General features: G+C 72.9%; 1 protein-coding gene. It reads right to left on the bottom strand.

Translation table 11 applies throughout. From position 1 onward, the window contains the following. Positions 1–2: 2 nt before the first annotated feature. Positions 3–21,941 carry a non-ribosomal peptide synthase/polyketide synthase gene (locus tag ACIRRY_RS32835; protein WP_403979876.1) on the bottom strand — a complete coding sequence of 7,313 codons (21,939 nt, stop codon included), beginning with the start codon at positions 21,939–21,941 and terminating at the stop codon, positions 3–5. Positions 21,942–22,052 lie beyond the last annotated feature (111 nt).

Raw genomic sequence — 22,052 nt, 5'->3', positions numbered from 1 at the left:
GGTCAGCGCCGGTTGAGGGTGTCGGCACGGCGTACGACCGCCTCCAGCGCCCGGAACCAGGTGCCGGCCAGGTCCCTCACCTGCTCCTCGGTGAGGAGTTCGGCGGCGTACGCCCAGTGGGCACTCAACTCGGGGCCCTCGGGGCGGTCTTCGGTGATGGCGTTGAGGGTCAGGGCGTGGGACATGGGCTGGCCGGGGTCGGCGTCGAGGTCGGCGGCGTCGTCCTCGGGTGCGTAGGACCAGTCGGCTGCCGCCGGGCGGTCGAAGCGGCCCATGTAGTTGAACTCGATCTGCGGCTCGCCGAGTTGGGCCAGCCGTGCGCCGGTCCCGGTGTTGAGGTGGCGCAGCAGGCCGTGTCCGATGCCGGCCGTGGGCAGCGCGGTGAGGTGCTCACGGATGCGGGCCAGGGCCGTGTCCAGCGCGGGGCCGCCCGCGAAGGCGTCCGCCGGGTCGGCCTCGCCCGGGTCGAGTCGCACGGGTACGACGCTGGTGAACCAGCCGACCGTGCGGGACAGATCGGCGTCGCCCGCGAGCTGTTCCTCGCGGCCGTGGCCCTCCACGTCCACCAGGACGGGCCCGCCCGGGAGTTCGGCACCCAGGGTGCGGGTGCGCCAGTCGCCGACCGCGAGGGCGAACGCGGTGAGCAGCACGTCGTTGACGGTGGCTCCGAACGCGGCCGGGGACCGGCTCAGCAGCGGGCCGGTGAGGTCGGCGGGCAGGGACAGGGAGAGGTGGCGGGTGGTGGCGACCGTGTCCCGGGCCGGGTCGAGCGGTCGGGCCAGTGGGAGTTCGGCGCCCTCGGCGAGGGCGGAGGTCCACCACGACAGCTCGTCCTCGGTGGCCGGGTCGGTGGCGCGGGTACCGAGGAGTCGGGACCAGCGGGAGAACGACAGCTCCACGGAAGCGAGTTCGGGCGTACGACCGCCCCTGACCGCCGCCCAGGCGGTGGCCAGGTCGGGCAGCAGGACGCGCCAGGAGACGCCGTCGATCACCAAGTGGTGGACGAGGACGAGCAGTCGGCCGTGCTGTCCCGGTCCGGCGTCGAACCAGACCGCCCGCACCATCGCCCCGCCGTCCGGGTCGAGCCCGGCCCGGGCCGTCTCGGCGTGCCGGGAGATGGCCGCGCGCAGTGCGTCGTCGTCCGCGCCGCGCGCGTCGACTCGGGTGAGCCAGGTGCTGACGTCGGTGTCCCGTGCGGCCGGTACCCGCAGCAACGCCTCAGGCTCGCGGACGAGTTGGGCACGCAGCATGTCGTGCCGCCCGGCGAGCGCGGTGAGCACGGTCAGCAGTCCGGGTTCGGTGAGGTCGGCCGGGGTCTGGACGAGGGCCGCCTGGTGGTAGGCGGCGATGGGTCCGCCGCGCTCCAGCAGGCCGCGCATGATCGGGGTGAGCGGGACGGCGCCGGTGCCGTCGTCGTGGACGGCGTGCCGTTCGTCGGTGCCGAGCGCGACGGCAACCGCCGCGAGGGCGGCGACGGTTCGGTGCTGGAAGACCTGCCGGGGCGTGACCCGCAGGCCGGCGGCGCGGGCCCGGGCGACCAGCTGCATGGCGACGATGCTGTCACCGCCGAAGGTGAAGAAGTCGTCGTCGGTGCCGACCGCCTCGGCGGGAAGTCCGAGCGAGTCCGCGAACAGGTCGCGCAGGGTGCGCTCGGTGTCGTTCTCAGGGGCCCGACCGCCGCCCCGCGCGGTGAAGTCCGGGGCGGGCAGGGCGGATCGGTCGAGTTTGCCGTTCGACATCAGCGGCAGTTCGTCGAGGACGACCACGGCGGCCGGGACCATGTAGTCGGGCAGTGCGGCGGCGGCGTGGGCGCGCAGTTCGGCCCCGTCCGCCCCGTCGGCGACGACGTAGGCGATCAACTGCCGTATGCCGGGCCGGTGTTCGCGCGCCACGACGACCGTCTGCGCGACGGCCGGGTGGGTGTCCAACGCGGCCTCGATCTCGGCGAGTTCGATGCGGTAGCCGCGGATCTTGACCTGGTCGTCGGTGCGGCCGGCGAACTCCAGCAGGCCGTCCTCGGTCCAGCGGGCCAGGTCGCCCGTGCGGTACATGCGCGCGCCGGGCTTCGTGGCGTACGGGTCGGCGACGAAGCGTTCGGCGGTGAGCTCGGGTCGGCCGAGGTAGCCGCGCGCCAGGCCAGGCCCGGCCAGGTACAACTCGCCGGTGACGCCCGGCGGTACGGGGCGCAGGGCGGTGTCGAGGACGTAGGCGCGGGACTCGTGGACGGGGCGTCCGACGACCGGGGTGGCGCTGTCGCGAACCCTCCCGACGAGCGCGTCCACGGTGGCCTCGGTGGGGCCGTAGAGGTTGAACGCCTCGGTGTCCGAGAGGGCGGCAAGACGGGTCCACAGCGACTCGGGTACGGCCTCGCCGCCGAAGCCGACCACGGAGAGCGGGCAGTCGCCCTCGGCGCCGATCAGGCCGCTGTCCGCCATCTGCGCGAGCAGCGACGGGGTGACCTCGATGAAGTCGATGCCCCGGTCGCGGATGAACGCGGCGAGGAGTTCGGGGTCGCGGCGGGTCTCGTCGTCGGCGATGTGCAGCGCGTGCCCGTCCAGCAGCCACAACTGCGGCTGCCAGGAGGCGTCGAAGGAGAACGACCAGGCATGCCCGACGCGCAGGCGCCGCAGTCCGGTGCGCTCCCTGGCCACCTGATGCAGGTCGTGGCGGTGGCTGTGGAAGAGGTTGGCGATGCCTCGCTGGGTGACGACGACGCCCTTGGGCCGGCCGGTGGAGCCGGAGGTGTAGATGACGTAGGCGGGGTGGTCGGGGCCGGGGGCGACGGGTTCGGCCTGCGGCAGGCCGTCGGTCTGGGCGTCAAGTCGCAGGACCGGCACGGTGGTTGAGGGCAGGGTGGCGGCCGTCTCCGCCGTGGCCAGGATCAGCACGGGGCGGGCGTCGTCGAGCATGCCGGTCAGCCGGGACTCGGGGAGGTCGGGGTCGAGGGGCAGATAGGCGGCGCCCGCCTTCATCACGGCGAGGATCGCCGCGATGTGGTCGGCGGTACGGGGCAGCGCGAGGGCCACGATCCGCTCGGGTCCGACGCCGTGTCCGGCCAGGACTCGGGCCAACTCGTCGGTGCGGGCGTCGAGTTCGGCGAACGTCCAGGTCGTACGGCCGTCGGTGACGGCGACCGCGCCGGGGTCGGCGGCGGCCTGGGCGACGAACAACGCCGGTACTGTGCCGAGCCGTTCGGTCGCCGGCGCGGGCAGCGCGGTGTCGTTCCAGGTCTCCACGACCGTGTGCCGCTCGGCGGGACCGAGCAGGTCGAGCCGGCCGACGGGACAGTCCGGGTCGGCCGCCATCCCGGTCAGGAGCACGGTCAGCGCGTCCGAGATCCGTCGTACGACGGCCGGTCGGAAGAGGTCGGGCCTGAACTCGGCGGTGAGCCGCAGCCGTTCGGCGGGCTCGATCGCCCACGCGAACGGGTAGTGGGTGGAGTCCTCGTGATCGCGGACGGAGACGCGCGGTCCGTCGCCCTCCTCGTCCGCGTCGGCGACCGGGTACGACTCGAACACCACGAGGGTGTCGAAGAGTTCGCCGAGTCCGGCGGCCCGTTGGATGTCGGCGAGGCCGAGGTGCTGATGGGCGATGAGCCGGGACTGCTCGTCCTGGAGGCGTTCCAGCAGCGCGGCCGTGCTCTCCTCCGGGCGGACGCGCACCCGGACCGGCACGGTGTTGATGAACAGGCCGATCATGGACTCGGCACCGGCCAGTTCGGGCGAACGCCCGGCGACGGTGGCACCGAACACCACGTCGTCCCGGCCGGTGAGCCGACCGAGCAGCACGCCCCAGGCGGCCTGGACAAGGGTGTTGACGGTGACACCCTGCCGGCGTGCGAACGCCTCCAGTTCCGCCGTACGGTCCGGGTCCAACTCGACGGTGTGGGTGCTCGGTACGACGGCGGCACGGTCGGGGTCGACGGGCGCGAGCCGCGTCGGCTCGGCCAGCCCGCCGAGGGCCTCGGCCCACGCGGCGGTGGAGGCGGCCGGGTCCTGGGCGGCCAGCAGCCGCAGGTGATCGCGGTACGGGGCGGGCGCGGCCGGCGTTCGGCCCTCGTAACGCGCCCACAGTTCGGCGGTGAGCAGCGGCAGCGACCAGCCGTCGAGCAGGAGGTGCTGGTGCGAGAGCACGAGCCGGTGCCGGTCGGGACCGAGCCGGGCCAGCAACAGCCGGAGCAGCGGGGGGTGTTCGGGGTCGAAGCGGCGCCGCTCCTGGACGAGCAGCCGCTCCCACTCCTCGGAGTCGCCCGCCAAGTCGAGCTGTCGCCACGGCAGTACGGCCGTGCGCGGTACGACGGCGACGGGCCGTCCGGAGGACAGGTGCCGGAAGCCGCTGCGCAGGTTCTCGTGCGCGTCGAGCACGGACTGGGCCGCCGTGTGCAACCGGTCGGCGTCGAGGGGGCCTTCGAGGTCGTAGGAGACCTGGACGGTGTACACGTCCGGGCCGTCGTCGCCGGAGTCGAGGGCGGCGTGGAAGAGCAGGCCGGCCTGGAGCGGGGAGACGGGCAGGACCTCGGTTCCCGCGGGCAGGGTGGCGAGTTCGGCGCGCTCGTCGGAGGTGAGGTCGAGCAGGGTGACGTCGTCGTCGCGCTCGGCGGGGGCCGTGGTGGCGGTGACGGTGGCGAGACCGGCGGCCGACTTGTGGCGGAACACGTCGCGCGGGCTGAAGGTGAGTCCGGCGGCGCGGGCGCGGGCGACCAGTTGCATGGCGACGATGCTGTCGCCGCCGAGGGCGAAGAAGTCGTCCTCGACTCCGACGCGTTCGAGGCCGAGCACGTCCGCGACGAGGGCGCAGAGGGTCTCCTCCAGCGGGGTGCGCGGGCGGGTGTCGGTGACCTCGGCGGCGAAGTCGGGGGCGGGCAGGGCACGGCGGTCGAGTTTCCCGTTCGGGGTGAGCGGGAGCGCGTCGAGGATGACGACGGCCGACGGCACCATGTGGTCCGGCAGCGACTTGGCGGTGTGGGCGCGGAGTTCGGCGGAGTCAGCTGCCGGACCGGTCGGCACGACGTACGCGACGAGGCGTTCGTCGCGCAGGACGACGGTGGCGTGCGCGACGCTCGCGTGGGCGGCCAACACGCTCTCGATCTCGCCGAGTTCGATACGGAAGCCGCGCAGTTTGACCTGGTCGTCGGCGCGGCCGAGGTACTCCAGTTCGCCGTCCCGGGTCCAGCGGGCCAGGTCTCCGGTGCGGTACATCCGCGCACCGGGCTCGATGGCGTACGGGTCGGCGACGAAGCGTTCGGCGGTCAGGGCGGAGCGGCCGAGGTAGCCGCGCGCCAACTGGACGCCCGCCAGATACAGTTCGCCGGCCACGCCGGGCGGTACGGGGCGGAGTCCCGCGTCGAGGACGTAGGTGCGGGTGTTCCACACCGGGCGGCCGATGGGCACCGTAGCCGGGTCGGCGGGGACCTCGTGGGCGGTGACGTCGACGGACGCCTCCGTGGGGCCGTAGAGGTTGTGCAGACGGGCACTCGGAATGACCTGGTGGAAGCAAGCCGCCAGCGGGGCGGGCAACGCCTCGCCGCTGCACATGACTTGGAGCAGGTCGGTGCAGCGGGCGGCGGCGGGTTCGTCGAGGAAGGCGCGCAGCATCGACGGCACGAAGTGGGCGGTGGTGATGTGCTGACGCCGGATCAGTTCGGCGAGGTAGACCGGGTCCTGGTGGCCTTCCGGGCGGGCCACGACGAGGGTGGCGCCGGTGATCAGCGGCCAGAAGAACTCCCACACCGACACGTCGAACCCGGCCGGGGTCTTCTGCAGCACCCGGTCGTCGGCGTCGAGACGATAGGTGTCCTGCATCCACAACAGGCGGTTGGTGATGCCCTGGTGAGGGACGGTGACGCCCTTGGGGCGGCCGGTGGAGCCGGAGGTGTAGATGACGTAGGCCGGGTGGCGGGGGTCATGGGCGGCGGGCAGCGGTGCGCGCGCCGGCCGGTCGGGGATTCCGTCCGCGTCCACGGTGAGCGTGGGCACGTCGCTGTCCGGGAGGGTGACGCCCCCGGTGGTGATCAGGCAGACCGGGGCAGCGTCGGTGAGCGTGTAGGCGAGCCGCTTGGCCGGGTAACCGGTGTCCAGGGGCAGATAGGCGGCGCCCGCGCGGTGGACCGCGAGGAGGGACACCACGAGGGCGAGTGAGCGCGGCAGGGCGACGGCGACGACGGCCTCGGCCCGCGCGCCGTGTGCGGCGAGGGTGTGCGCCAACTTCTCCACGCGCAGATCGAGTTCGGCGTAGGTGAGGGCGGTGTCCTCGAAGACGACCGCCGTGGCCTCGGGGGTGCGGGCGACCTGGGCGCGGAAGAGTTCCGGCAGGGTGAGGTCGGGGACGGTGCGTGCGCTGTCGTTCCAGTCGGTGAGGACGAGGGCGCGCTCGTCGTCGCGCAGGACGTCGAGGGTGCCGATGCGCCGGCCGGGGTCGGTGGCGATCTGGGCCAGGAGCAACTCCAGGCGCTGGGCGAGGAGTTCAGCGGTCGACTCGTCGAAGAGGTCGGCGCTGTACTCGATCCAGCAGCGCATGCCGTCCGCGCCGTGCTCCACGAAGTCGAAGCTGAGGTCGAACTTGGCGCCCTGCTGGCCGAGTTCCGCACGGCGTGCGGTCAGGCCGGGCAGGGCGGGCGTGGCGCCCTCGTCGTCGAGGTGGACGACCATCACCTGGAACAGCGGGTGCCGGGCCAGTGAGCGGGCCGGGTTGACCGCCTCGACCAGCCGCTCGAAGGGCAGGTCCTGGTGTTCGTAGGCGGCGAGGTCGGTGTCCCGGACGCGGGCGAGCAGATCGGCGAACGTGGGGTCGCCGGACAGATCGGTGCGCAGGACAAGGGTGTTGACGAAGAAGCCGACCAGGTCTTCGAGGTGCTCGTCCGCCCGTCCGGAGATGGGTGCGCCGAGCGGGATGTCGTCCCCGGCGCCGAGCCGGTGCAGCAGCGCGGCGACGGCGGCCTGGGTGACCATGAACATACTGACGCCGTGGTGGCGGGCCAACGCGCGCAGCGCGCCGGTCTGTTCCGCGCCGAGGGTCAGCCCGACGGCACCGCCCCGGTGACTGCCCTCCAGCGGGCGGGGGCGGTCGGTGGGCAGCGCGAGCTCGTCCGGCAGACCGGCCAATGCCGCCTTCCAGTAGGCGAGTTGACGGGACTGGCGGCTGTCCGGGGCGTCGGCGTCGCCGAGCGCCTCGCGGTGCCAGAGGGCGTAGTCGGCGTACTGCACGGGCAGCGGGGTCCACGCGGGGGCCCGTCCCTCGCGGCGGGCTTCGTAGGCGGTGGCCAGGTCTCGCCACAGCGGCCCGTCGGACCACTGGTCGCCGGCGATGTGGTGCAGCACCAGCAGCAGGACGTGCTGGTCCTCCGCCAGCCCGAACAGGTGGGCCCGCAGCGGGAGTTCACGGTCGATGTCGAACCCGAGCGCGGCGGCCTCGGCGAGCCGCTCGGGCAGTTCGTTCTCCGTGACCCGGCTGTGGTGGAGAGGCACGGAGACCCGGTCCAGCACGACCTGGTGGGGGCGGCCGTCCCGCTCGGGGAAGACCGTGCGCAGGCTTTCGTGCCGTACGGCGACGTCGTCCAGCGCGGCGGCCAGCGCGGCCCGGTCGAGTGTGCCGGTCAGGTGCCAGGCGGCCGGGATGTTGTAGGTGGCGCCCGGGCCCTCGATGCGGTGCAGCAGCCAGAGGCGCTGCTGGGCGTAGGAGAGCGGGAGTTCGTCGGGGCGGTCGGCGGGGACCAGGGCGGGCAGTCCGCCGGCCCGGTCGTCGAGGCGGGCCGCGAGGAGTGCGGGCGTGGAGGCCTCGAAGACGGTTCGGACGGTGAGGTCGGCGCCAAGTGCCGTACGGACGCGGCTGACCAGGCGCATGGCGAGCAGGGAGTGGCCGCCGAGGGCGAAGAAGTCGTCGTCGGCGCCGACGCGTTCGAGGCCGAGGACATCACCGAAGAGTCCGGTGAGGATCTCCTCGCGCGGGCTGCGCGGCGAGGTGCCCGCGTCCGTGCCGGTGCCGGTGCCGGTCGCGAAGTCGGGGGCGGGCAGGGCGGCGCGGTCCAGCTTGCCGTTGGGGGTCAGCGGCAGCGCGTCCAGCGTGACGAAGGCGGCGGGGACCATGTGGGCGGGGAGCACGGCGGAGACATGCGCTCGCAGGGCTGCCGTCTCGATGGGTCCGGCCGGGACCACGTACGCGACGAGGTTCTGTTCCCGGACCACCACGACGGCGTGGGCGACGGACGGGTGCGTGGTCAACACGCCCTCGATCTCACCGGGTTCGACGCGGAAACCGCGCACCTTCACCTGGTCGTCGGTGCGGCCCAGGTACTCGACCGTCCCATCGGTGTTCCAGCGGGCCAGGTCGCCGGTGCGGTACATACGGGCGCCGGGCTTGATGGCGTACGGGTCGGCGACGAACCGCTCGGCCGTCAGGCCGGGCCGGTCGAGGTAACCCCGCGCGAGCTGGACGCCTGCCAGGTACAGCTCGCCCGGGACGCCGGGCGGGACGGGACGCAGGCCGGCGTCGAGGACGTAGGTGCGGGTGTTCCACACCGGGCGGCCGATCGGCACGCTCGTCGCGTCGGGTCCGATCTCCACGGCCGTCACGTCGACCGAGGCCTCGGTCGGGCCGTAGAGGTTGTGCAACTCGGCGGTGCCCAGGGCCTCGTGGAAGCGGTGGGTGACGGCGACGGGAAGGGCCTCGCCGCTGCACATCACTCGGCGCAGGCCGGTGCAGTCCGCCGCTGCCGGTTCCTCCAGGAAGAGTTGGAGCATGGAGGGCACGAAGTGGACGGTGGTGACGCCCTGTTCGCGGATCAGCCGGGCCAGGTAGGCCGGGTCACGGTGGCCCTCGGGACGGGCGACAACCAGGGTGGCGCCGGTGATCAGGGGCCAGAAGAACTCCCACACCGACACGTCGAAGCTGGACGGCGTCTTCTGCAACACCCTGTCGTCGGCGGTGAGTTCGTAGGCGTCCTGCATCCAGAGCAGCCGGTTGACGATGCCCTCGTGCGGGACGACGACGCCCTTGGGGCGGCCGGTGGAGCCGGAGGTGTAGATGACGTACGCGGGGTGCGACGGGTCGTAGGACGTGGGGAGTTGGGCCTCGGGGCCGGTCGGCAGGGTGTCGCGGACGACGTACACCGGGCGGGCGTCCTCGACCATGAGGGCGAGGCGGTCCTCCGGGTAGTCGGGGTCGAGCGGGAGGTAGGCGGCTCCGGCGCGGTGGACGGCGAGCAGGGCGACGACGAGTTCGAGTGAGCGTGGGAGGGCTACGGCCACGGTCTGTTCGGGGCCCGCGCCGAGCGCGGCCAACACCCCGGCGGTGCGCTCCACTTGGGCGTCCAGCTCGGCGTAGGTCAGCCGCTGGCCCTCGAAGACGAGTGCCGTGGCGTCGGGGGTGCGGGCGACCTGGGCGCGGAAGAGTTCCGGGAGGGTGGTGACGGGGACGGGGTGCTCGGTGGCGTTCCACTCCTCCAGGACCAGCGCGCGCTCGGTGTCCGCCAGGAGGTCGAAGTCCCTTACGGCGCGGTCGGGTTCGGCCGCCGCACGGTCCAGGAGGCGGGCCATGCGGGCGGCGATCGTCTCGGCGGTGCCGTGGTCGAAGAGGTCGGTCGCGTACTCCAGGAGCAGGACCACCCGGTCGCGGCCGGTCTCGTCGACGAAGGTGAAGTGGAGGTCGAACTTCGCCATGCCGGTGTCCATGTCGAACCACTCGGTCGCGAGGCCGAGCACGTCCGGGTCGCCGTCGGGGCGGTGGTGGTAGCCGAGCATGACCTGGAAGAGCGGATTGCGGCCGGCCACGCGGGGCGGGTTGAGGGCCTCCACGACCCGGTCGAAGGGCAGGTCCTGGTACTCGAAGGCCGCGAGGGACGACTCCCGCACCCGGCCCAGGAGTTCACGGAACGTCAGCTCGTCGCCGGACACGTCGGTACGCAGCACCAGCGTGTTGACGAAGAAGCCCACGAGGTCGGCGAGGGCCTCGTCGGTGCGGCCGGCGATGGGTGCGCCGAGCGGGATGTCCTCGCCCGCGCCGAGCCGGTTCAGCAGCGCGGCGGTGGCCGCCTGGAACAGCATGAACATGCTGGTCCCGGTGGCGGTGGTGAGGTCGCGCAGGGCGTGGCCGGTCGCGGCGGGCAGTTCCAAACGGACCTTGCCGCCGTGGCCGGTCGGCTCGGTGGGGCGCGGTCGGTCGGCGGGCAGGGCGAGTTCGTCGGGCAGACCGCGCAAGGCGGCGACCCAGTGGGCGAGTTGGGCCTCGCCGGTGCGGGCGAGGAGGTCGTCCTGCCAGAGGGTGTAGTCGGCGTACTGCACCGGCAGCGGCGTCCACTCGGGTGCCCGTCCCTCGCGGCGGGCCGCGTAGGCGGTGTCGAGGTCCGCGAGGAAGGGGCGGTCGGACCACTCGTCGGTGGTGATGTGGTGCAGGACGACGGCCACCACCTGCTCGTCGAAGCCAAGCCTGAACACCTCGCAGCGCAGCGGGAGTTCGGTGGTGAGGTCGAAGGGGCGGCGCTGGGCGGACTCGATCAGCGCGGGCAGTTCGTCCTCGGCGCAGTCGACGACCGTGCAGACCGGGACCGCTTCCTCGGCCGGGACGATCCGCTGGTACGGCTCGCCCTCGTACGTCGGGAACACCGTCCGCAGCGCCTCGTGGCGTCCGGCGACATCCCGCAGGGCGGCGGCCAGGGCCTCGGTGTCGAGGGTGCCGCGCAGCCGGAAGACCAGCGGGAAGTTGTAGGCGACCGAGCTGCCGGTGATCTCCTCGACGAGCAACAGCCGTCGCTGGGCGGCCGACAGAGGGATGCGCGCGGGCCGGTCCGCGACCGGGGTGACCGCCGGGCGGGCCGGGCTCGCCGCGTCCGCACGGCCCGCGAGCAGGGCGGGAGTCGGGGCCTCGAAGAGGTCACGGATGGCGAGTTCGGCGCCCAGCTCGGTGCGGGCGCGGCTGACCAGCCGGGTGGCGAGGAGTGAATGGCCGCCCAGGTCGAAGAAGTTGTCCTCCGCGCCGACCTCGGGAAGCCCCAACACCTCGGCGAACAGCCGGCAGAGCACCTCTTCCTGCGGGGTGCGCGGGCCGCGTCCGCCGCCGAGCGCGACGGCGGGTTCGGCATCGGGCAGCGCCCGGACATCGAGCTTGCCGTTGGCGTTCATGGGCAGGCCGTCGACGGTGACGAAGGCCGACGGGACCATGTAGTCGGGCAGTTCGCGGCCCAGGTCCTCGCGCAGCCGCCGCACCAGCGCGCTCGCCTCGCGGGCGGCGGTGGGGTCGTTGGCGTAGGGGTGCGTGCCGCCACCCGGGCGGAACAGGCCCCCGGTCAGGCGCAGTTCGGGGGACTTCAGGAAGACGGCGTCGTAGGTCCCGTCCTGCTCGGACCAGGTGGTCAGCACCCGATATCCGGCCGCCGTGCCCAACTCGTGCAGATGCTCGGGGTCCACGCCCGTCTCGCTCGTACGGCCGTCGGGGATGCCGGTGAAGCGGAGCGCCTCGGGCCGCTCGCCGCGCGGGCGTTCGGTGGTGGCGCCGGTCGCGGACCAGCCGCCGCGCAGGAGTTCACCGATCGCCTCGGCCGACGACCAGTCGCCGCGCAGGAGTTCGCCGATGGTGTTGCCGGTGGCCCAGTCGACGGACGGGGCGTTGCCCAGGCGCACGTCCGGGTCGTCGGCGTAGAGAACGACGTCGTAGCGGTGCCGGGACAGCTCGTTGTGGTGCTGGGCGCGCTTGGTGCGCAGGTCGACGCCGTGGCCGAGGGTGGTGAAGTAGTCGGGGTCGACCAGGAGTTCCTTCTCCAGGCGCAGACCGCGTTCCACCGCCCGCTCCAGGTCCGCCTCGGCGGTGCCCCTGGCGCGCTGGATCTCGGTGTGGAAGGTGCCGGCGAGCCGCAGGTTGCGGACGTCGCCGACGAACAGGGCGCCGCCTGGCGCGAGCAGTTCCATCAGGCCGTTCAGCACGGTCGTGAGGTGGTCGATGCTCGGGAAGTACTGGATGACGGAGTTGATGACGATCGTGTCGAAGTACGCGAACGGCAGCCCGCTCAGGTCCTCGGCCGGGCGGCAGCGCAGTTCGACCTTGGCGGCGAGCGCCGGGTCGCGCCGTACCTCCTCGCCTATCTTGCGGATGACGGGAGCGGCGAAGTCGGTGGCCCAGTACGCCTCCGAGTCCGGGGCGAGCCGGGACAGCAACAGGCCTGATCCGACGCCGACTTCGAGGATGCGGCGCGGCTTGAGGGCGCCGATGCGGGCGAGGGTGGCCTCGCGCCACTCGTGCATCTCCTCGAAGGGGATGGGCTGTCCGTCGTAGGAGCTGTCCCAGCCGTCGTACTGCTCGGTGAAGACGGCGGTGCCGATCTCCTCGTACTCGTCGGAGTAGATCTCCTGCCACTCCCCCACCTGCGCGGCCTCGGCGGCGGTGCGCTCCGTCGAGTCGGCGCCGGAGGGGACGACATAGCCGACGAGGCGTTCGTCGCGGACGACCACGGCGGCCTGGGAGACGAGCGGGTGGCGGCTGAGGGCGGTCTCGATCTCGCCGGGTTCGATGCGGTAGCCGCGGATCTTGACCTGGTCGTCGGTGCGGCCGAGGAAGTCGAGATTGCCGTCGGGGTTGCGGCGGACCAGGTCCCCCGTACGGTACATACGCTCACCGGGCTCGCCGAACGGGTCGGCGACGAAGCGCTCGGAGGTGAGCGCGGGCCGGTCCAAGTAGCCCCGGGCCAGGCCGATTCCGGCGATGTACAGCTCGCCGGGGACACCGTCGGGCACCGGGCGCAGCCAGGCGTCGAGGATGTGGGCGCGGGTGCCCCGGATAGGCTTGCCGACGGTCGGGGTGTCGCTGTCGAGGGTGCCGCCGCCGAGGGTGTTGATGGTGTACTCGGTCGGCCCGTACAGGTTGTAGCCGTATGTGCCCTCGGTGTCGCGCAGGGCCGTCCACACCGTCTCCGGTACGGCCTCGCCGCCGAGGAGTACGAGCGGCGGGACGTGGCCCTCCAACAGGCCCTGCTCGATGAGGAGTCGGGCGTAGGTGGGGGTGACGTTGACGACGTCGACGCGGTGGCGTTCGCAGTAGGCGACCAGCGCTTCGGCGTCCCGCCTCAACTCCTCGTCGCAGACGTGCACTTCGTGGCCCTCGACGAGCCAGAGCAGTTCTTCCCACGACATGTCGAAGGCGAAGGACACGGTGTGCGCGATGCGCAGCCGTCGGCCGCCGGCCGAGGCGATGGCGGGCTCGAAGATCTCCTTCTGGTGGTTCAACTGCATGTTCGTCAGGCCCCGGTAGGGGGTGACGACGCCCTTGGGGCGACCGGTGGAGCCGGAGGTGTAGATGACGTAGGCGGGGTGTTCGAGGCTGAAGCGGAGGCGGACGGGAGTGTCCGGCTGAGCCGCCAACTCCCCCTTGGTCTCCGGGCTGTCGAGCAGGACGCGGGTCATCTCGCCGTCCAGCGTGGCGGATACGGCCGTGGTGCTGAGCAGGAGAAGGGGGCTCGCGTCGGCCAGCATCAGGGACAGGCGGTCGGCCGGGTGGTCCAACTCCAGGGGCAGATAGGCCGCTCCGGTGCGCAGGACCGCGAAGAGGGCGACCACCATGTCGAGCGAGCGCGGCAGGGCGAGCGCGACGACCTGCTCGGGGCCCGCGCCCCGGTCGATCAGCAGCCGGGCCATCCGGTTGACGGCGGCGTCGAGTTCGGCGTACGTCATGCTGCGCTCGCCGAAGACCAACGCCCGCTCGTCCGGGGTGCGTTCGGCCTGCGCGGCGAGCAGGTCGGCGACGGTGTCCTCGGGGTCGGGGACCCGGCTGGCCGCCGACTCCCGCCGTAGCGACTCGACTTCGGCCGGAAGGAGGGAGTCGAGGGAGCCCACCGGTGCCGTGAGGTCGGCGGTGAGGCGGTCCACGAGGAGCGCGAAGCGGTCGATGAGGGCCTGCGCGTGCGCAGTTGGGACGAGGTCGGGGCGGTGGGTGAGGGTGACGGCGATCTCGCGGCCGGGGGTGATGACGAGGTTGGCCGGGTAGTGGGTGGCGTCGACGTTGGCGACGGCGGTGGCGCCGTGCCGGGTCTTCAGGTCGGCGAGCCGTTCCTCGGTGTCGTTGTTGCGCAGCACGAACAGCGTGTCGAAGAGCTTGCGGTGACCGGTCTCGGCCTGGAGGACACCGAGGCTGAGGTGCTCGTACGGCATGAGGTCGAGGCGTTCGCCCTGGATACGGCGGAGCAGGTCGAGGACCGGTTCGGCGGGGTTGAGGGCGATGCGGGTCGGGACGGTGTTGAGGAACAGGCCGATGATGTTGCCGACGTCCGGGACCTCGCTGGGGCGCCCTGCGACGGTCGTGCCGAAGACGACGTCGGCGCGGCCGGTCGCGGAGGCGAGGGTGAGTCCCCAGGCCGCGTTGAGGATCGTGTTGAGGGTCAGGCCGTGGGCGGGGGCCAACTCGCGGAGTCGGTCGCCGAGTTCGGTGGAGAGACGGGTGTCGAGCTGGTCGGGGATGACCGGTTCGAGGCCGTCGGTGGCGGTGGGCGCGAGCAGGGTCGGCTCGTCGAGACCGGCGAGCGCGGTACGCCAGGCGGCCGTGGCGACCGAGTCGTCCTGCTCCTCCAGCCACGTCAGGTAGTCGCGGTAACTGCCGGGCTCGGAAAGGGCGTTGGCGTCGCCGCCCGACTCGTACAGCGCGAACAGCTCGTCGAGGAACAGCCAGGCCGACCAGCCGTCCCAGAGAATCAGATGGCGGCCGATGACGAGCCGGTCGCCGCGTTCCGCGCCGAGGCGGAGCAGGAGGAGGCGGAAGAGCGGGGGTGCGGACAGGTCGAAGCGGCGGTCGCGTTCGGCGTCCGTCAACTCCCGTAGGAGTACGTCCTGTTCGGCGGCGGGGAGAAGGGAGAGGTCGACCTCTTCGAGGGGGATCTCCGGGTCCTCGACGATGAACTGCACGGGCTGGTCGAGGCCGTCGCTGGTGAAGCCCGCGCGCAGGCCGGGGTTGCGGTCGAGGACGGTGCGGACGGCGGCGCGCAGACGCGTGGTGTCGAGACGGGTCGCCAAGTCGAAGGTCTCGTGGACGGTGTAGACGTCCAACGCGCCCTCGTCGTACGCCGAGTGGAAGAACAGGCCCTCCTGGAGGGGGGCCAGCGGCCACACGTCGGCGACCTCCGCCGGGGCCGCGACGGCGCGGACGCGGGTCTGTTCGGCGTCGGTGAGGGTGAAGGCCTCAACACGGCTGGTGGCTACGGCCGTTGCGGTGCCGGCCGCCAGCGCGAGGGCGGCGGGCGTGCGGTGGGTGAACACGTCGCGCGGGCTCAGGTCCAGGCCGGCCGCGCGGGCGCGGCTCGCGACGCCGATGGAGCTGATGCTGTCGCCGCCGAGGCGGAAGAAGTCGTCGTCGGGGCCCGCGTCCTCGATGCCGAGGACGGCCGCGAAGATCTCGGTGAGCTGACGCTCCAACGGCCCCTCGGGCAGACGGCGTTCGGCGCGCTCGGCCTCCGGGGCGGGCAGCGCGGCCTGGTCCAGCTTGCCGCTCGGGGTGAGCGGGAGGTCGGCGAGGACGACGTACGCCTCCGGGATCAGGGGCGCGGGCAGCGTGTCGGCGAGGGCGGCGCGCAGGTCGGCGGGGTCGAGCGTGACTCCGGATGCCGGGACCGCGTAGGCGATGAGTCGCTGGTCGCGGATGACGACCGCGCCTCGGGCCACTGCGGGGATGCGGGTCAACTCGGCCTCGATCTCGCCGAGTTCGACGCGGTTGCCGCGGAGTTTGACCTGGCGGTCGGTGCGGCCGAGGTAGTCGATCGTGCCGTCGGGGCGGCGGCGTACGAGGTCGCCGGTTCGGTACATGCGGGCGCCGGGCTCGGTGGCGTACGGGTCGGCGACGAAGCGGTCTGCGGTGAGCGCGGGGCGCCGGTGGTAGCCGCGGGCCAACTGGACGCCGGTCAGGTACAGCTCGCCGGGGACGCCGTCCGGCACCGGGCGCAGGCAGGTGTCGAGGACGCGCAGGCCGGTGTTCCAGACGGGTCGGCCGATGGGCACGGTGGTGCCGGGCGTGCCGTCGTAGGGGTGGTAAGTGACGTCCACGGCGGCCTCGGTGGGGCCGTAGAGGTTGTGCAGCGGGACGCCGGTCAGCTCGTGCCAGCGGTGGGCGGCGGAACCGGACAGCGCCTCGCCGCTGCTGAACACGCGGCGCAGGCTGTGCGCCCACGCCGGGTCGGCGGTGACCTCGTCCGAGGCGAGGAACGCCTCCAGCATGGACGGCACGAAGTGCATCGTGGTGATGCCCTCGGCCTGGATCAGACGGGCCAGATAGGCGGGGTCGCGGTGTCCGTCGGGGGCGGCGAGGACGACGGCCGCGCCTTGGCGCAACGCCCAGAAGAACTCCCACACGCTCACGTCGAAGCTGGACGGCGTTTTCTGCAACACCCTGTCGGCGGAGGTGAGTTCGTACGCGCCCTGCATCCAGGCCAGCCGGTTGCCGATGGCGCGGTGGGTGACTACGACGCCCTTGGGGCGGCCGGTGGAGCCGGAGGTGTAGATGAGGTAGGCGGGGTCGTCGGGGCGGGCGGGGTCCTGGATGCCGCCGAACAGGGCCTCCTCGCCCTCCGCGTCCAGCCGGAGCACATCGAGGCCGTCGACCGACGGCAGCCGTTCGGCGTCCCGTTCCGTCGTGACGACCGTGGTCGCGCCCGAGTCGACCAGCATGTGGGCGAGGCGCTCGGCCGGGTAGTCCAGGTCGAGGGGCAGATAGGCGGCCCCCGACTTCAGGACACCCAGCAGCGCCACCATCAGCTCCGCCGAACGGGGTACGGCGACGGCGACGAACCGCTCCCGGCCCGCGCCCTTGGCCCGCAGCCGGGCGGCCAACTCCTCGGCCCGCGCGTCCAGTTCGGCGTAGGTCAGGGTCGTTCCGTCGAAGACGACGGCCGTGGCGTCCGGAGTGCGCGCGACCTGCGCGGCGAACTCGGCGTCGAGTGTGGTGGCCGGGACCGGCCGGGTCTCCCCCGCCGGGTGGGCGTCGGCCAGCTCGTCCGGGGTGAGCAGGTCGAGGTCGGCGATCCGGGCGCCGGGGTCGCCAGCCAGCGCGTGCAGGATCAGGGTGAGCCGGTCGGCGAGGGACTGCACCGCGTCGGCGTCGAGGCGGCGGGCGTGGTGCTTGAGGCGCAGGTCGAGACGGCGGCCGGGCTTGACGATCAGGGCCAGGGGGTAGTGCACGGCGTCGTGGAACGCGTGTCCGGCGACGGCGATCGTGCCGGTCGGGTCGGTGATGCCCGGGGCACCCTCGCCGCCGGGGTAGTTCTCGAACACCACGAGGGTGTCGAAGAGTTCGCCGTCGCCCGCGTGACCGGTGGCGCGCTGGATGTCGGCGAGGCCGAGGTGCTGGTGGTCGAGGAGCGCGCTCTGCTCGTCCTGGAGCCGGTCGAGCAGCGCGCCCAGGGTGTCTCCGGGGGCCCAACGCAGCCGGGTGGGAAGGGTGTTGATGAACAGGCCGATCATCGACTCGATGCCGTCGACTGCGGCGTCACGTCCGGCGACCGTGGTGCCGAACAGTACGTCCTCGCGGCCCGTCATACGGCCGACGAGCAGGCCCCAGGCGCCCTGCACGAGGGTACCGAGGGTGACTCCGCGTTCCCGGGCGCGGGCGGCGAGCCGCGAGGTGACGCGCTCGGTCAACTCGACGCGGATCTGGGCGGGTTCGACGGGTCCGGCCGGCGCGGGGGCCTCGACGAGCCGGGTGGGCTCCTCGACCCCGGCGAGGGCGGTGCTCCAGGCCGCGCGGGCGGCCTCGCGGTCGGCTCCGGCGATACGGCGGAGGTAGCCGCGGTAGGGGGCGACTCCGGTGAGGGGGGTCGGGTTCTCGCCGTAGAGGGCGAGGAGTTCGCGGTGCAGGACCGGCAAGGACCAGCCGTCCGCGATGATGTGATGGAACGTCAGGACCAGTCGGCTGCGGTCCTCGCCGAAGCGGATGAGGGCGCAGCGGATCAGCGGCGGGTGGGCGAGGTCGAAGCGGTGGGCGCGTTCGTCGGCGGCGACGGCCTCGGCGAGGGCGCGGCGGACCGTGGGGTCGTCCTGGGCGGACAGGTCGACTTCGTGCCAGGGCAGTTCGAGGCCGGAGGCGATGAGCTGGACCGGGCGGCCGGCGGGCGTCTGGCGGAAGCAGGCGCGCAGTGGGGCGTGCCGGTCGACGAGTCGTTGGGCGGCCTGCCGCAGCAGGGTGCCGTTGACCGGTCCCGACAGTTCGATGACCTGCTGCACGACGTAGGCGTCGAGTTCGGCGCCGTCCACCAGGGCGTGGAAGAAGAAGCCCTCCTGGAGCGGGCCGAGGGGCAGCGCCTCCTCAACGGTGACGGGGAACTCGGCCTGGACGGCGGCGAGTTCGTCGTCGCTCAGCGGCTGCCACGGGGTGTCCTCGCCGAGATCGGCGGTCCCGGTGCGGGCGACCGTGGCGAGTTCGGCGACCGTACGGTGGCGGAACACGTCTCTCGGGGTGAGTTCCAGGCCTGCCCGGCGGGCCAGGATGAGGAGTTGGACGGCAACGATGCTGTCGCCGCCGAGCGCGAAGAAGTCGTCGTCGACGCCGACCGAGGGGACCTTGAGGGCCCGGGCGTAGAGGTCGCACAGCAGTTGTTCGCGAGGGGTCTCGGGCGCCCGGCCCGCGCTGAGTTGCCGGGTGAGGTCCGGGACCGGCAGCGCGGCGGCGTCGAGCTTGCCGCTGGGGGTGACGGGCAGCCGGTCCAGCGGGACGAAGGCGGCCGGGACCATGTAGTCGGGCAGGTACTCGGTGGCGTGGGTCCGCAGGGTCGACATGAGGGCGTTGACGTTGCGGAAGGGTGCGGGGCGGTTGGTGAGCAGGTGGCCGCCGGCGGGGCGGTACCGCGCCGGTACCTCCTCGTCGAGGGCGAACACGGCGTCCAGGCTGCCGTCCTCGGCGTCCCCGTTCCAGGTGAGCGTCACCTCGTAGCCGTGCCGCGCGGCGATCTCGTACAGGGCCTCGGGATCCACGCCGTACGGTCCGGCGGCCGGCCTGCTGCTGTCGTCGAGGGCGTCGAGCGCGGCGAGGTCGTCGGCGAGGCGGGAGTTGGGGATGCCGGTGATCCGCAGCCGGTCCGGCCGCCCGGCGAGCAGCTCGTCCAGCGCCTGTACCGAACCGAGCGCGGGCCAGGGCGAGTCGGGGGTTTCCTCGGGTGCGTCCGTCTGCGGTCGCAGTACGACGTCGTAGCGATAGCGGGTGAGTTCGTTGTGGTGCGTGCCGCGCTTGACGCGGATGTCGGCGCTGAGGCCGTCGAGGCTCGTGAAGTAGTCGGGGTCGACGAGGAGTTCGCCCTCCCAGGCGACGGCCCGGTCCACGGCGGCGCGCAGGGCTTCCTTGTCCGCGACCGTCTCGTCCCCCTCGTCCCGTGCCCGCCCGCTCTCGACGGCCGCGCTCAGCGTGCGCAGCAGGCGCAGGTTGCGGACGTCGCCGACGAACAACGCGCCGCCGGGGGCGAGGAGAGCCGCCGCGTCCCGGAGTACGCCGGTGAGGTAGTCGCCGCCGGGGAAGTACTGGATGACGGAGTTGACGACGATCGTGTCGAAGTGGCCCTCGGGCAGACCGGTGAGGTCGTGCGCGGGACGGGCCAACAGGGTGACACGGTCGGCGAGTTCGGGGATCGCGGACACCTGGGCGTCCAGGGCGCGTACGGCTTCCTCGGAGAGGTCGGTGCCCCAGTACTCGGCGCAGTCCGGGGCGAGCCGGGAGAGCAGCAGGCCGGAGCCGACGCCGATCTCCAGGATGCGGCGGGGCCGTAGCGCGCGGATGCGGTCGAGGGTGGCCTCGCGCCACTCGCGCATGTCGGCGAGGGGGATCGGAAGGCCGTCGTACATGCTGTTCCAGCCGGCGAAGTTCTCCTCGAAACCGTCCGATCCGGCGGCGGAGTACAGGAGTTCGTGCAGGTCCTTCCAGTCCGCGACGCCTTCGTCCGGGGTCGCCTCGGCGTCCAGCGAGGGCACGACGTAGGCGGCGAGGCGGCGTTCGCCGGGGCGGTCCTCGCGGACGACGACGGCGGCCTGGTCGACGGACGGGTGGGAGCGCAGGACGGACTCGATCTCGCCGGGCTCGATACGGAAGCCGCGGATCTTGACCTGGGTGTCGACGCGGCCGTGGAACTCGAGTCGGCCGTCCGCCTTCCAGCGGACCAAGTCGCCGGTGCGGTAGAGGCGTTCGCCCGGGGCGGCGGTCATGTCGGCGGGGGCGGCGACGAAGCGTTCGGCGGTGAGGGCGGGGCGGCCGAGATAGCCGCGGGCCAGGCCGGCGCCGCCGAGGTAGAGCTCTCCCGTGACTCCGGCGGGGACCGGGCGCAGCCGGTCGTCGAGGACGTAGGCGCGGGTGCCGGGGTCGGGGACGCCGATGGGCACGATGGTGCCGGCCGGGGTGTCCGGGTCGCACAGGCCCAGGGTGGAGTTGGTGGTGGCCTCGGTCGGGCCGTAGGCGTTGAACATCATCCGGCCGCGTGCGTAGCGGCCGACCAGCTCGGGCGAGACACGTTCCGTACCGGCCAGGAGGGTTGCCTCGGGCGGGAGTCGGACGTCTTCCGGCATGGCGGCGAGCAGCGCCGGCGGCAGGATCATGAAGGTGATGCCGTGCTCGTTTGCGTAGTCCGCGAGCGGTGCGCCGGGGACGCGGCGGTCGGCGGGGACGACGATCAGTCGGCCGCCGGAGAGCAGGCCGAGGCAGAGGTCCCAGAAGGCGACGTCGAAACTGGGCGAGGCGAACTGGAGGACGCGGCTGTGCGGGCCGATCCCGAATCGTTCCTGCTGGGTCGCGACCAGTTTGGCGACACCCGCGTGGGACAGGACGGTGCCCTTGGGGCGGCCGGTGGAGCCGGAGGTGTAGATGACGTAGGCCGCGTGCGCGGTCGTCAACTCGTCGGCGGTGGACGGGCCTTGGGCCGGGTACGCGGCCAGCTCGGCGACCGTCTCCGGGGCGTCGAGGATCAGCGGGTCCAGGTCCGGGGGCAGGTCGGGGGCGATCTCTGCGGTGGTGACGAGGCAGACCGGGCGGGCGTCGGCGACCATGTAGGCGATGCGGTCGGCCGGGTAGTCGGTGTCGACGGGCAGATAGGCGGCGCCCGACTTCAGGACGGCGACCTCGGCGACGATCATGTCGGCCGAGCGCGGTACGGCGAGCGCCACGACCTGCTCGGGACCGGCGCCCCGGGCCACCAGGGCGTGCGCCAACTTCGCGGCGCGGGCGTCGAGTTCGGCGTAGGTGAGGCGGACGTCCTCGTGGATGAGCGCCACCTCGTGCGGGCGGGCGGCGACCTGGTCGGCGAACATGCGGGGCCAGGTGAGCGCGGGGACGTCGTGCTCGGTGTCGTTCCAGCCGCGCAGGATGCGGTGCCGCTCGTCGGCGCCGAGGAGTTCGAGGTCGGCGACCGGGGCCTCCGGGCGGGCGACGGCGTCGGCGAGGAGCGTGCCGTAGTGGCCGAGGACCAGGTCGACGGTGGCGGATTCGAAGAGGTCGGTGCGGTAGTCCGCCGCCACTTCTCCGTCGGTCACGGTGAGGGCCAGGTCCAGGGGGCCGGTCTCGTCCCAGGCGGCGGGTCCGAAGCCCGTGGCGCACAACAGGCCGCCGCCGCGGAAGGGTTCGGGGGCGAGCAGCCGTAGCAGCTCGGCGGTCGGCAGGTGGTGGGCGGCGGCCTCCGCGCGTACGGCCGTGATCTGCTCGCGGAGTTCGGCGAACGGGGTGTCGCCGTCGATCGTGACGCGGAGCGGGAGTCCCTCGTGGGCGACCGCCGTCTCGGTGGCCGTCGTACCGCCGTAGCGGTGCAACAGGGCGACGAAGGCGGCGAGTCGGGTGGCCGCGTCGGACGTCGGGGCGAGGGGGGCCGCGCGTCGCGCGAGGGGCGCCGGGCCCTCCTGGCGCGGCGGACGGGGGTGGTCAAGCGGCAAGGACGTCTCCGGCACCGGCGACGCGAACCTCCGTCGCCAGAAGTCGTTCGTCGCTGTTGCCTGTGCCGAAGAAAGCGTGTTGCCCGCCACAGCTGCCCGTGCCTCCCAATGCGTGCGGAACGGCTCAGCGGAGCCGCGACCGCTCGCATAGTAAGGTAAGCATTGCCTTACTTGATAGACCCACCCCGGAACCACAGGTCC

The sequence above is a fragment of the Streptomyces sp. NPDC101776 genome (genome assembly GCF_044766845.1).
In the GTDB taxonomy this organism is placed as follows: Bacteria; Actinomycetota; Actinomycetes; order Streptomycetales; family Streptomycetaceae; genus Streptomyces.
The sequence above is the reverse complement of the archived record's forward strand: the minus strand, read 5'-3'. Positions and strand labels throughout refer to the sequence as shown.